Origin of the sequence: Bradyrhizobium sp. STM 3557, assembly GCF_045571465.1 — a bacterium.
Taxonomy (GTDB): Bacteria; Pseudomonadota; Alphaproteobacteria; order Rhizobiales; family Xanthobacteraceae; genus Bradyrhizobium.
In genome coordinates this window covers 7,076,139-7,088,209 of record NZ_CP120697.1, presented here as the reverse complement: position 1 = coordinate 7,088,209, position 12,071 = coordinate 7,076,139, and the positions used below count along the sequence as shown (strand labels likewise).

13 protein-coding genes are annotated in these 12,071 nt (G+C 60.2%); 12 read left to right on the top strand and 1 reads right to left on the bottom strand.

Annotated features, from left to right (window positions below; genetic code table 11):
- Positions 1-395 precede the first annotated feature (395 nt).
- From trbB to P6U24_RS32770, 11 genes are read left to right on the top strand one after another with little or no spacing between them, the layout of a single operon-like run.
- Positions 396-1,316, top strand: coding sequence for a P-type conjugative transfer ATPase TrbB (gene trbB, locus P6U24_RS32820; RefSeq protein WP_407156549.1), 921 nt, complete (start codon positions 396-398; stop codon positions 1,314-1,316).
- The gene (locus tag P6U24_RS32815) at positions 1,313-1,639 is read left to right on the top strand and encodes a TrbC/VirB2 family protein (protein WP_407156548.1); all 327 of its coding nucleotides are present in this window, start codon (positions 1,313-1,315) and stop codon (positions 1,637-1,639) included. Before trbB ends, P6U24_RS32815 begins: the two co-directional genes overlap by 4 nt.
- Complete coding sequence (locus P6U24_RS32810; protein WP_407156547.1) at positions 1,639-1,902, top strand: VirB3 family type IV secretion system protein; 264 nt, start codon at positions 1,639-1,641, stop codon at positions 1,900-1,902. The genes P6U24_RS32815 and P6U24_RS32810 overlap by 1 nt, the downstream gene beginning before the upstream one ends.
- A gap of 8 nt (positions 1,903-1,910) precedes the next feature.
- On the top strand, positions 1,911-4,352 hold the full coding sequence (gene trbE / locus P6U24_RS32805; RefSeq protein WP_407156546.1) for a conjugal transfer protein TrbE: 2,442 nt from the start codon (positions 1,911-1,913) through the stop codon (positions 4,350-4,352).
- Positions 4,349-5,083: a P-type conjugative transfer protein TrbJ gene (trbJ, locus tag P6U24_RS32800; RefSeq protein ID WP_407156545.1), complete on the top strand. Its 735-nt coding sequence runs from the start codon at positions 4,349-4,351 to the stop codon at positions 5,081-5,083. The genes trbE and trbJ overlap by 4 nt, the downstream gene beginning before the upstream one ends.
- Complete coding sequence (trbK-alt, locus tag P6U24_RS32795) at positions 5,083-5,454, top strand: putative entry exclusion protein TrbK-alt (protein WP_407156544.1); 372 nt, start codon at positions 5,083-5,085, stop codon at positions 5,452-5,454. The genes trbJ and trbK-alt overlap by 1 nt, the downstream gene beginning before the upstream one ends.
- A 3-nt stretch (positions 5,455-5,457) precedes the next feature.
- A complete protein-coding gene (trbL, locus tag P6U24_RS32790; RefSeq protein WP_407156543.1) occupies positions 5,458-6,663 on the top strand; it encodes a P-type conjugative transfer protein TrbL in 1,206 nt (401 codons plus the stop codon).
- Positions 6,663-7,343 carry a conjugal transfer protein TrbF gene (gene trbF, locus P6U24_RS32785; protein ID WP_407156542.1) on the top strand — a complete coding sequence of 227 codons (681 nt, stop codon included), beginning with the start codon at positions 6,663-6,665 and terminating at the stop codon, positions 7,341-7,343. The genes trbL and trbF overlap by 1 nt, the downstream gene beginning before the upstream one ends.
- Positions 7,344-7,372: 29 nt before the next feature.
- Positions 7,373-8,326, top strand: a complete 954-nt coding sequence (gene trbG / locus P6U24_RS32780; RefSeq protein WP_407160671.1) for a P-type conjugative transfer protein TrbG — start codon at positions 7,373-7,375, stop codon at positions 8,324-8,326.
- Positions 8,323-9,501: a TrbI/VirB10 family protein gene (locus tag P6U24_RS32775; RefSeq protein ID WP_407156541.1), complete on the top strand. Its 1,179-nt coding sequence runs from the start codon at positions 8,323-8,325 to the stop codon at positions 9,499-9,501. The genes trbG and P6U24_RS32775 overlap by 4 nt, the downstream gene beginning before the upstream one ends.
- Positions 9,502-9,515: 14 nt before the next feature.
- Positions 9,516-9,755: a DUF2274 domain-containing protein gene (locus tag P6U24_RS32770; protein WP_407156540.1), complete on the top strand. Its 240-nt coding sequence runs from the start codon at positions 9,516-9,518 to the stop codon at positions 9,753-9,755.
- Here the strand turns inward: P6U24_RS32770 and P6U24_RS32765 are convergent.
- Positions 9,731-10,681 carry a LysR family transcriptional regulator gene (locus P6U24_RS32765; RefSeq protein ID WP_407160670.1) on the bottom strand — a complete coding sequence of 317 codons (951 nt, stop codon included), beginning with the start codon at positions 10,679-10,681 and terminating at the stop codon, positions 9,731-9,733. The genes P6U24_RS32770 and P6U24_RS32765 overlap by 25 nt on opposite strands.
- Before the next feature lie 1,146 nt (positions 10,682-11,827).
- On the opposite strand from P6U24_RS32765, the gene P6U24_RS32760 reads away from it, so the two are divergent.
- A complete protein-coding gene (locus tag P6U24_RS32760) occupies positions 11,828-12,052 on the top strand; it encodes a dodecin (protein ID WP_407156539.1) in 225 nt (74 codons plus the stop codon).
- Positions 12,053-12,071: the final 19 nt, after the last annotated feature.

The window sequence follows — 12,071 nt, the reverse complement described above, 5'->3', positions numbered from 1 at the left end:
CCGCTCCGAACCGGCGGTTTTGACCCGAATCGGAAGGACAAATCCCACAAAGTCCATCCGTGCTGAAGCAAACGGTGCGAAGGAAAACTTGATGCTTAGGGTCTCTGATCCCTGTGCGGGCAGAACGGACTTGTGGGTAGCGACCTGCGCGGCGATGGGAGATTCTTGCTGGTCTCGGCGTCCCCTTTCTGCATTGGCGATTGACGATACCGAATACTCCTTGTCATTTCTATTTATACGCCAAGCTACGATCGCGATGAGCGCCTTGTTGCGGTAGCTCGCTTATTGCCTTTTCTGATCATCCCCATCTGAGGTCGCTCGGGACGGCCTCGTTAGCGGGGACGGCAGTGGTAAATCATCCGATACAATCGGAAGCGGTTTCGCGTGGTGCGCGCATGCTGCGTACTGCGTTTGGTTCAGCTATCGCCCGCTTTCTTGAAGATTCGAACGTTGTCGAGGTGATGCTCAACCCCGATGGGCGATTGTGGATCGACCGCCTATCTGGCGGTTTGGCAGACACAGGGCAATTCGTGTCGGCCCAGGATGGGGAGCGCATTGTCCGATTGGTCGCCCATCATGTGGGCGCTGAGGTTCACGTGGGATGCCCGCGCGTCTCAGCTGAATTACCCGAGACGGGGGAGCGCTTTGAGGGTTTGTTGCCGCCGGTGGTCGCGGCCCCGTCCTTCGCTATTCGCAAACCAGCAGTCGCCGTGTTCACGCTGGACGACTATGTCGCCAAAGGAGTCATGATCTCGTGCCAAGCGGACGCTTTGCGGCGCGCGGTTGTAGCCCGCAAGAACATCCTCGTGGCGGGCGGCACCTCAAGCGGCAAGACGACGCTGACGAATGCGCTTCTGGCAGAGGTCGCCAAGAGCTCGGATCGGGTCGTTCTCATCGAAGACACACGAGAGCTTCAGTGCACGGCGCAAAATCTCGTGGCGTTGCGCACGAAGGAGGGCGTGATCTCGTTATCGGACCTTGTCCGATCATCGCTGCGCCTCCGCCCCGATCGGATTCCGATCGGCGAAGTGCGCGGTCCGGAGGCTCTCGATTTGCTCAAGGCCTGGGGCACGGGTCATCCCGGGGGCATCGGCACCATCCACGCCGGCAGCGCGATCGGGGCTTTGCGCCGGCTCGAGCAACTCATCCAGGAAGCCGTTGTCACCGTGCCGCGCGCCCTGATCGCGGAAACCATCAACGTCATCGCTGTGCTTTCCGGCCGCGGCAACGAACGCCGGCTCGCCGAGCTCGCCAGTGTCGAGGGTCTCGGCGCTTCGGGCGACTACGTTCTTTCAGCCATAGGGGACGCATCATGAAGTGCGATCAATCGGGCAGGCGAGGGATTGTAGGGGCGGCCACGTTCGCAATCGCCTGCCTTACCATCACTTCAGCATCGGCCGCCGGCTCCAACATGCCGTGGGAGCAGCCGCTCAACCAGATCCTGCAATCGGTTGAGGGCCCCGTCGCCAAGATCATCGGGGTCATCATCATCATCGTCACCGGCCTATCGCTCGCACTCGGCGATACGTCCGGCGGCTTCCGCAGGCTGATCCAGATCGTGTTCGGCCTGTCGATCGCCTTTGCCGCATCGAGCTTCTTCCTGTCGTTTTTCTCATTCGGCGGTGGAGTGATGATCTGATGGACCGACAGATTCCGGGCTTCGAAGCACCAGTCCATCGTGCGTTGACCGAGCCGATCCTGATGGGCGGGGCGCCACGCTCGATCGCCATCGTCAACGGCACGCTCGCGGCTGCCCTCGGCATCGGTCTGCGCCTCTGGCTCGCGGGCCTCCTGCTCTGGTTCGTCGGGCACATGGTCGCGGTCTGGGCGGCCAAGCGAGACCCTGACTTTGTCGAGGTCGTCCGTCGTCATCTCCGCATCCCCGGTCATCTCAACACCTGAGCTCTCCCATGATGAATCTCGCCGAATACCGCCGTTCCAATACCCGGCTCGCCGACTTCCTGCCGTGGGCGGCTCTTGTCGACGAGGGCATCGTCCTCAACAAGGACGGGTCCTTTCAGCGCACGGCGAAGTTTCGGGGGCCGGACCTCGATAGCGCCGTGCCGGCCGAGCTTGTTGCCGTTGCTGGCCGACTCAACAACGCGCTGCGCCGGCTTGAATCCGGGTGGGCGATCTTTATCGAGGCGCAACGTCATTCGGCAGGTGCCTATCCGCCCAACACGTTTCCAGATGTCGCATCCGCGCTGGTCGACGCAGAGCGAAGGGCGCAATTCGAGGACGCCGGCGGACACTACGAGTCGAGCTATTTTTTGACATTTCTCTATCTGCCGCCGGTTGAAGGAACGGCGAAAGCCGAACGACTGCTCTACGAGGGCAGCAACCGAACCGTCGATGCCGATGCGCGCGAGATTCTCCGTGGTTTTGTGGACCGGACCAATCGTGTGTTGCAGCTGGTGGAAGGCTTCATGCCGGAGTGCGCCTGGCTCGATGACGAGGCGACTCTGACTTACTTGCATTCGACGGTCTCGACCAAGCGGCACCGGGTCAGGGTCCCCGAAATCCCCATGTACATCGACGCACTGCTCGCCGATCAGCCGTTGACCGGCGGCCTCGAGCCGATGCTCGGGTCGGCGCATCTGCGAGTCCTGACCGTGGTTGGGTTTCCGACGGCGACGACGCCCGGAATTCTCGATGACCTGAACCGCCTTCCGTTCGCCTATCGCTGGTCGACCCGCGCGATCATGCTCGACAAGACCGATGCAACAAAACTCCTGACCAGGATCAGGCGGCAGTGGTTTGCCAAACGGAAGTCGGTGGCCGCGATCCTGAAGGAGGTCATGACCAACGAGGCTTCTGCTCTTCTTGATACTGATGCCCACAACAAGGCCTTGGATGCGGATGCAGCGCTCCAGGAATTGGGTTCTGATCAGATTGGAGAAGCTTTCGTCACCGCGACAATCTCAGTCTGGGATGGCGATCCGGCCACCGCCGACGAGAAGCTCCGCCTTGTCGAAAAGATCATCCAGGGGCGCGATTTCACCTGCATGATCGAGAGGGTCAATGCGGTCGAGGCCTGGCTTGGCAGCATCCCGGGCCATGTCTATGCCAACGTCCGTCAGCCGCCAATCTCGACTTTAAATCTGGCGCACATGATCCCGCTGTCCGCGGTGTGGGCCGGGGAGGCGAGGGACCATCATTTCAAGGCTCCGCCTTTGTTCCTGGCCAAAACGGAGGGCTCGACCCCGTTTCGCTTTTCACTTCATGTCGGGGACGTGGGGCATGCGCTGGTGGTCGGGCCGACCGGTGCCGGCAAATCGGTGCTGCTGGCGTTGATGGCGCTGCAATTTCGCCGATATCCCGAATCCCAGATTTTTGCGTTCGATTTCGGAGGATCGATCCGTGCGGCCGCGATCGCCATGGGTGGCGATTGGCATGATCTCGGCGGTGCTGTCACTGGGGAGACTTCGGAGCTCGTCTCCTTGCAGCCGCTTGCAGGGATCGACGATGTCGGCGAGCGCGCCTGGGCGACTGACTGGATCTGCTCAATCCTAAGCCGTGAGCGCATCGAGGTTACCCCAGAAGCCAAGGAGCACATCTGGTCGGCGTTGAGCTCGCTAGCTTCTGCTCCCGTCGAAGAGCGCACGCTGACCGGTCTCTCCGTTCTGCTCCAGTCGAACGTCCTGAAGCGGGCCCTGCAGCCCTATTGCATCGGTGGACCCTACGATCGCTTGCTCGATGCCGAAAACGAATGCCTGGGCGAGACATCGGTGCAGGCTTTCGAGACCGATGGCCTGATCGGCACCGCGGTCGCGCCAGCTGTTCTCGCCTACCTGTTTCACCGGATCGAGAGCCGCTTCGATGGCCGGCCGACCCTGCTTATTATCGATGAAGGCTGGCTGGCTCTTGACGACGCAGATTTCGCCGGGCGGCTGCGCGAGTGGCTGAAGACCCTGCGCAAGAAGAATGCCTCTGTCATCTTCGCCACCCAATCGCTCGCGGATATCGACGGCTCAGCGATCGCGCCAGCCATCATCGAGAGCTGTCCGACACGGATCTTGCTCCCGAACGACCGCGCCATCGAGCCGCAGATCATGGCAGTCTACCGTCGCTTTGGGCTGAACGACCGCCAGATCGAGATCCTGGCTCGCGCCATACCGAAGCGCGATTACTACTGCCAGTCACGCCGCGGCAATCGCCTGTTCGAACTTGGTCTCGGCGAGGTAGCGCTCGCCTTCACCGCCGCTTCCTCAAAGGCCGATCAGGCGCTGATCGAGCAAGTCCTTGCCGAACACGGCCACGATGGCTTCGCGTCCGGGTGGTTGAAGGCACGCGATATCGCCTGGGCGACCGACCTCATCCCTCATCTCGCTGAATTGGAGGCGTCCAAATGAGTCGCCTCCGTCGTCTTGCCTCCACCGGCGTCATTGCGGTCACCCTCGCTGTCGGCCTCACACCTTCCTCGGCGCAGTTGGTCGTGTTCGACCCCAACAATTATGCGCAGAATGTACTGACCGCTGCTCGAACCTTGCAGCAGATCAACAACCAGATCGTGTCTCTGCAAAATCAGGCGCAGATGCTGATCAACCAGGCGAAGAATCTGGCCTCGCTGCCGTTTTCGTCGTTGTCAAAGCTGGAGCAATCGATCCTGCGAACCCAGCAGCTTCTTAGCCAGGCTCAGCGGATCGCCTATGACATCCAGCAGATCGATCGCGCTTTCTCCACGACCTATGCGTCGGCATCATCGAGCGCTTCGGACCAGGCGTTGATCGCGAACGCGCAAAGCCGTTGGCAGAATGCAATGGCGGGCTTGCAGGATGCCTTGCGGACGCAGGCCACGGTCGTCGGCAACCTCGACACCAACCGCACCCAGATGTCCGCCCTTGTCACCGCGAGCCAGGGGGCGACCGGTGCGCTGCAAGCAACCCAGGCCGGCAATCAGCTCTTGGCGCTGCAGGCCCAGCAGCTCGCTGATCTCACGGCGGTCATCGCGGCCCATGCGCGCGCACAAAATCTGGAGTCCGCGCAGCATGCGGCCGCCCAGGACCAGGGCAGGGAGCAACTGCGGCGTTTCCTGACCCAAGGCGCCGGCTATCAACCCACAACCGTGCAGATGTTTCACTGATGAAAACGAAAATGGTCCAACGAATTCCAACCTTCGCAGCCGTCGTGCTTGTTCTCCTTGCCGTTGCCGCCTGCGCGTTTCGGCTACGAGGCGACGACGAGCAGACAAACCAACCTGCGTCCGCCGACCTGGAATTCGTTCCATTGTCGAAGTTTACGGAATGCCGCTCCGTAACCAACGGGGAGAATGACGCTCTGTCCGAGTGTCTGAAAGCCTGGGATGAGAACCATGGCCAGTTTCTGGAGCAGAAGCCTTCAGCAACGTCCGATACTAGGGCAGCCCATGCGGGCTCTTCGTTGTTCGTTGCCCCGAAGGACGACGACCGTCTGCCATCTGACGGCTCTTCGATCGAGCAAACGGGGAAGGAGTGACCAATGGGCGGCACGGGAATCATTGATCAGTTGCTGGAGACGTTCACCCGGTACATCGATTCCGGTTTTGGCTTGCTCGGCGGCGATATCGGATTTCTTGCCACGACGCTGGCAGCGATCGATGTGACGCTGGCAGGCCTGTTCTGGGCATGGGGGGCGGACGAGGACATCCTGTCTCGCCTCGTCAGGAAAACACTCTTTGTCGGTGTCTTCGCGTTCCTGATCGGCAATTGGAGCAACCTTGCGCGCATCGTCTTCGAGAGCTTTGCAGGCCTAGGGCTGAAAGCTTCCGGCACCGGCCTTTCCACGGCCGACTTCTTGCGGCCAGGAAGAATCGCCCAAGTCGGACTCGACGCTGGACGGCCCATCCTCGATTCGATCTCGGGCCTGATGGGCTATGTCAGCTTCTTCGAGAATTTCATCCAGATCTCAGTGCTGTTGTTTGCCTGGATTGTGGTGCTGTTGGCCTTCTTTATTCTGGCCATCCAGCTCTTCATTACTCTGATCGAGTTCAAGCTGACGACGCTGGCGGGCTTCGTGCTGATCCCGTTCGCCCTGTTCGGCAAGACCGCCTTTGCCGCCGAGCGCGTGCTCGGTAACGTGATTTCGTCGGGCGTCAAGGTTCTGGTGCTGGCCGTCATCGTTGGTATCGGCTCGACGCTGTTTGCGCAGTTCACGGCAGGTTTTGGCGGCAATCAGCCGACCATCGATAACGCTATGGCGCTCGTGCTCGGGGCCCTTGCCCTTCTCGGCCTCGGCATCTTTGGACCGGGAATCGCCAACGGCATCGTGTCAGGCGGACCGCAGCTCGGTGCCGGCGCGGCGGTCGGCACCAGCTTGGCCGCAGGGGGCGCCGTCATTGCAGGCGCTGGGCTCGCGGCCGGTGGCGTCGGAATGGCCGGTGGCGCGCTCCTCGGCGGAGCCCGTGGGTTAGCCACAGCGGCGAGCGCAACGGCAAGTGCCTACCGAGCCGGAGGACTGTCGGGTGTCGCCAGTGCAGGCGGCTCGGCGGTTGTCAGTCCGTTGCGCCGCATGGCTGCCAGCTTCGCAAGCGGCTCGTCAACGGGTGACGCAGCGCCGGCCTGGGCACGTCGCATGAAACGTGTGCAGACGATTAATCAAGGGGCATCCGCCGCCACCCATGCCGTCCGCAGCGGTGATAGCGACGGTAGCGGAGCCTCGGTTGATCTGTCCGAGGGAGGGCACTGATGTTCAAGCGGCCATCCGCACACTATGGCAGCACACCGCAGCCCGTGACGCCCTACCAGAAGGCAGCACAAGTCTGGGACGAGCGCATCGGTTCGGCCCGCGTCCAGGCCAGGAATTGGCGGCTGACGGCGTTTGGATGCCTGTTGCTGGCCGGTGGGCTCGCCGCGGCTCTCGTCTGGCAATCCGCCCAAGGCACGATCACGCCGTGGGTGGTGCAGGTTGATCATCTAGGTCAAGCCCAGGCGGTTGCGCCGGCAAGTTCTGTCTATCAGCCGACCGATCCGCAAATCGCGTTTCATCTCGCGCGATTTATCGAAGATGTGCGGGGCCTGCCGACCGACGCCATCGTGCTGCGGCAGGACTGGCTGCGAGCCTACGACTTCACGACCGATCGCGGGGCGGTGGCATTAAATGATTACGCGCGCACCAACGACCCCTTTGCCAAGCTCGGCAATACACAGGTTGCAGTCGAGATCTCCAGCGTTATCCGTGCCTCGCCGCAAAGCTTTCGGGTGGCATGGACTGAGCGTCGCTACGATAACGGTCAGCTCGCCGCGACTGAGCGCTGGAGCGCGATCCTTTCCGTGATCATCGAAACCCCGCGCGATGTCGATCGGTTGCGCAAGAATCCGCTCGGCGTCTATGTGAATTCCATCAACTGGTCGAAGGAGCTCGGCTAGTGAGCAAGCCTGCACTTTTGTCGGTTGGTCTGAAGCGCAAGTGCGGTTCCGTTGGCCTCGCCGTTCTCGTCACGGCCGCGCTCTCCAGCTGCACAACGTTCAAGCCCCCACAGATCAGTTATGACGACAATGTACCAACGTCTCCCGATCTACCAATGACAGCAAACGAACACGCGCGTCCGCTGCACGTCCCGCCACCTTGGATAGCTACCCGTGGCGGTAAGAAGGGAGATGCAGAAGCCAACGAGCCAGCGGACCGGATCGCGACAGCCAATGATGTCGCGCGGGTCGAGCCGCGGCGGGGAGGGTACTTCAACGCTGTCCAGGTGTTTCCTTACAGCCCCGGCGCGCTCTATCAGATCTATGCCTCGCCGGGCCAGATTACGGATATCGCGCTCGAGCCGGGCGAGCAACTGACCGGGTCCGGACCACTTGCTGCCGGCGACACCGTGCGCTGGATCGTCGGCGATACGGAAAGCGGCAATGGAGATACCAGGCGCGTCCACATCATGGTCAAGCCGACGCGGACCGCCATCGAGACCAATCTCGTCGTCAACACCGACCGGCGGACTTACCTCATTGAGCTGCGCTCCCGCGAAAAGCCATACATGCCGTCTGTCGCCTGGTTCTATCCGGAAGACAGACCCGGGCGCTTCAAGACTTTGCCGTTGACCCCGCTCATCCCGGAGATGGAGCAGCGCCGCCACCGCTACGTCATTGAGGGCGACAGCCCGCCCTGGCGGCCGGTCAATGCGTATGATGATGGTCGAAAGATCTATATCGAATTCTCGCCCGGGATCGCACAGGGCGAAATGCCGCCGCTGTTCGTCGTCGGCCAGGACGGCAAACCTGAGCTCGTCAACTATCGCGTCTACAAAAATATCCTGATTGCGGACCGCCTGTTCGCTGCGGCCGAACTGCGCCTCGGCGGAGAGAAGCAGCAGATAGTCCGGATTGTGCGGAACGACGGGGGCCGATCGTGACGGACAATGGCCCAAGCGGGAGCGTCAGTCGTTCATCCGGACCAAGATCGTCATCGACTGATCACACGAAGGCCGTACGATTGGGGGCAGAGTTCCCAAAGATCACGCGGCTCTCCCGTAAAGTGCTTGCCGGCGGCAGCGCACTGGCTTTGCTGCTCATCGCCGGCGCGGCGCTATGGGCGTTGGGCAACCGGCCGCACGACCCTGCACCGAGCGAGCTCTACAGCACAGATCATCACAACGTAGCAGACGGTCTGACGAAGTTGCCGCAGGACTATGGCGACGTTTCCCATGACGCCACCCGACCTGTGCCGCCATTGCCGAGCGACACGGGGCGCGCCAGCGCAACGGTGCAATCAGCAATCGGCCTTGATGCTGAGCAACAACGTGCCAACCAGGAAACCGAGGCGGCTCGGACCAGCAAAGTATTTGCATCGACGACCGTGCCGACGACGTCGCCGCATGCTGCATCTCAGGAACCGGCCACCAACGCCGCGGCACCATCTCCAGACGAAACCTTCACTCAGAACGGGCAAGATCGCAAACTGTTGTTCGTCAATGCTCCAGTCGATCGGCGGACCACGGCGCCCGACAGGCTTTCGCGTCCAGCATCTCCGTATGTCGTGCAAGCAGGGACCATCATTCCTGCGGCGCTCATGACCGGGATCCGCTCTGACCTCCCTGGCCAAATCACCGCGCAAGTGACAGAGGCGGTCTATGATACTCCCTCCGGCCGCGCAAAACTTATCCCACAGGGAGCCAGACTCATCGGCGTCTATGACAGCCAGGTCGCATTTGGCCAATCGCGGGTGCTGTTGGTGTGGACGCGCCTGATCATGCCGGACGGTCGATCGATTGTACTGGAACGGCAACAGGGCGCGGACGCAGGCGGGTATTCCGGTCTCGAGGATGAGGTCGACAATCACTGGGCAGAGCTGTTCAAGGCGGCGCTGCTGTCAACTACCCTTGGCGTTGGAGCGGAGCTTGGCTCTGGTGCGGATAGCGGCAGTAACACGGATATTATTCAGGCGCTCCGCTTGAGCGGGGCGAATTCCTTGAACCAGACCGGACAACAAGTCGTTCGAAGGAACCTCAATATTCAACCGACCCTGACGATCAGACCGGGCTTCCCGATACGCGTTATCGTCAATCGTGACCTGGTGATTGAACCATGAGGCGAGTAATACACGTGGTTAAGCTCAAGATCGCGGCCATTGAAGATGACAGGCCGGTTAGTCTGACGGTCAGGATGCCCGCCAGCACTCATCGCGAGCTGATCGCCTATGCCGAAATTCTGAAGCTCGAAAGCGGCAAGCCGGTCGATCCGACGTCGCTGATCGTGCCCATGCTGACGCGATTCATGGCGACCGATCGGGCGTTCGCCCGAGCCAGAAGAAAGCAACTTCAGAAGGGGAAGGATGCCGGATAGCGTTCAGCCAACAATTTGATGAAATCCCTGAGCGGAGGACTTTCGTTGTCCTCCCTCCACGCCGCGGCAAACTCCAGGCGGCTTGGTCCCACTCCGTCCCGGACTTCTCGATACGTCAACCCGGAGAGATTGGCGCCGATGTCCGATTCGAGCACAAGACTTAAGCCGAGCCCCATGGCGACCAGGCTCTTGATGACGCCGCGGCTGACGTCGTGCCGTTCGATCCGTAGGCGATCGCCTGTTGACGCAAGCTTTGTGGTCAAAAGTCCCTCCAACTCACGGCCCGGGTCATATTGACTCAGCAAGACGGTGTGGTTTTGCAGATCCGTCCAATAGACGACATCCTGCCCAGCAAGGGCATGGTCCTCGGGCAGAACGACCAGGATGCGCTCACTCCAAAGTGGCATCACCTTGCCGTAAAGGGATGGAGCGTCACCTGTTACAATGTGAATGTCGATAACTCCGTTGCGAAGCGCGGTCGCGAGCTGCGCTCTCGATCGCTCGATGGTGCCAAGCTGCACGTGCGGAAATCTCTTTCGAAATTCGAGCAACGTCGCACGAAGATTGCCAATCGTCAGTGACGTGCAGAATCCAACGGTGAGCCGCCCCGAGTCGCCACGTCCATTCGCTTGAGTCACCGCTACGATCAGATCCATCTGATCAAGCACTGATCGCGCCATACGGAGAAATTGATGCCCCGCATCGGTTGCCTGAACGCCGCCGCTCGTTCGCGCAAACACCGCTATCCCGAGCGTCTCTTCGAGTTGACGAATGGAACGGCTGATGGTGGATTGCTTCATCAGCAATGCTTCCGCGACTTGCCGAATGCTACCGAGATCCGCTGCTAACACGGCATATCTGAGCTGCCGAAGGTCAAGGCCCGAAATTACTCTTCTGCTGTGCGGCCTGACGTCTGAATAGCGCATAAAATTCACGTCGGTACCGTGGTGAAACCAAAACAGTTGCACCATGAGTTTGAGCGAATGAAGCTCGGTGCGTTGTGATGGCGGAGAACTGAAAACTCTAGCATACCCTAAGTCGCCTCCATGGTATTTAGATACCAAACATTAATCGGAAGTAAATTTCAGTGATGGCAGGCCGCTTTCAAGTTGCGCGGCATTTGTCAGAAGTGTCTTTGCGAGATCATTCAAATACGACTCTCGCGGATCGCCCGGTTGTTGGAGTGGGTCGTTTCAGCGCTACCAAGCGAATGATACGAAGAGATTAGTGTCCGCAATTCACGCAGGCATATTCTGGCGGATTACGCACTTCGCATGCTGATGTTCTGCTCCGTTCGACAGCCTGGTCCCGCTGGTCCGTATCGTGGTGGTGATTCTCGATAACGGTAGCGCGCGTTCGACGAGCGGGATGTGGAAACGAAGTCCTGATCGGACCACAAAGGTACCGCCAGACGAAAGCGGCGGGACTTTTATCTCCGACTTACGATGAACCGGCCACATCTCGGCTCAAAGGCCGAAGAATTTACAGCGCGAGTTTGTCTGCTTCGCTTCAGCGTTGCGAGCCACTCGTGGAAAGCCAACGTTGGCTGGACCGAATCCATATCGGCTCTCAGCGGTAGAACCAAAGTTGGTTGGGAATTGAGTCCACCGCCGCTTTTGACCCTGGCTATGTGAAAACGCCGCAGAGCCGGGTCGGTGGCGGTTGCTAATCCTCGAATTCGGGTGGATCGGAATTCGCACTCGTACCGACCTGATCGCCCGCTCATAGTCCCCTTCTTGGCGTGCTGGCGCCAAGCCAGCGCTGCGGAACGACATCTTCTCAGTCCGAAGGATGCCATCTGCCGCACTGCCAGTCCTCATTCAGCGAAACGACAGCGGTTGTGTCGCTCACCGCGCTATTGCTGTCATCTCTCGACCGGTTACGAGCTTTCGGCGCTTGCTTCCGCGCAGCGGGCTGAAGCTTAGCGATTTCGTGCTTTGCCCCCTTGCAAACATTCTGAAGGTGTAGAGTTCGATGCCCGCGGCCCACTCCAGCTTCCCTCGCAGAAGAACGGGAACTCGAACGCTTAAAACTCGTTCAGAAAAAACCTGGCTCACCCGCGGAGGTTCGCCATGCCAGCAACCGAGATGAAGGACCACGTATATAAGATTCTAGAGCTCGTAGGGTCTTCCGAAAAAAGTATCGAAGATGCCATTCAAAATGCCATCGCCCGCGCATCAAAGACCATTCGCGAGATGAAATGGTTCGAAGTCGTGCAAACGAGAGGCCATATCGAAAATGGGTCTATCCGACATTACCAGGTCACTTTGCGAGTTGGATTCACACTGGAGGAGTAGTAGCGCACCGCGACCTTTG

Excerpts from the sequence above, each read along its gene's own strand:
- trbB (WP_407156549.1), top strand. The coding sequence starts at position 396 with ATGCTGCGTACTGCGTTTGGTTCAGCTATCGCCCGCTTTCTTGAAGAT.
- P6U24_RS32815 (WP_407156548.1), top strand. The coding sequence starts at position 1,313 with ATGAAGTGCGATCAATCGGGCAGGCGAGGGATTGTAGGGGCGGCCACG.
- P6U24_RS32810 (WP_407156547.1), top strand. The coding sequence starts at position 1,639 with ATGGACCGACAGATTCCGGGCTTCGAAGCACCAGTCCATCGTGCGTTG.
- trbE (WP_407156546.1), top strand. The coding sequence starts at position 1,911 with ATGATGAATCTCGCCGAATACCGCCGTTCCAATACCCGGCTCGCCGAC.
- trbJ (WP_407156545.1), top strand. The coding sequence starts at position 4,349 with ATGAGTCGCCTCCGTCGTCTTGCCTCCACCGGCGTCATTGCGGTCACC.
- trbK-alt (WP_407156544.1), top strand. The coding sequence starts at position 5,083 with ATGAAAACGAAAATGGTCCAACGAATTCCAACCTTCGCAGCCGTCGTG.
- trbL (WP_407156543.1), top strand. The coding sequence starts at position 5,458 with ATGGGCGGCACGGGAATCATTGATCAGTTGCTGGAGACGTTCACCCGG.
- trbF (WP_407156542.1), top strand. The coding sequence starts at position 6,663 with ATGTTCAAGCGGCCATCCGCACACTATGGCAGCACACCGCAGCCCGTG.
- P6U24_RS32765 (WP_407160670.1), bottom strand. The coding sequence starts at position 10,681 with ATGCGCTATTCAGACGTCAGGCCGCACAGCAGAAGAGTAATTTCGGGC.
- P6U24_RS32760 (WP_407156539.1), top strand. The coding sequence starts at position 11,828 with ATGCCAGCAACCGAGATGAAGGACCACGTATATAAGATTCTAGAGCTC.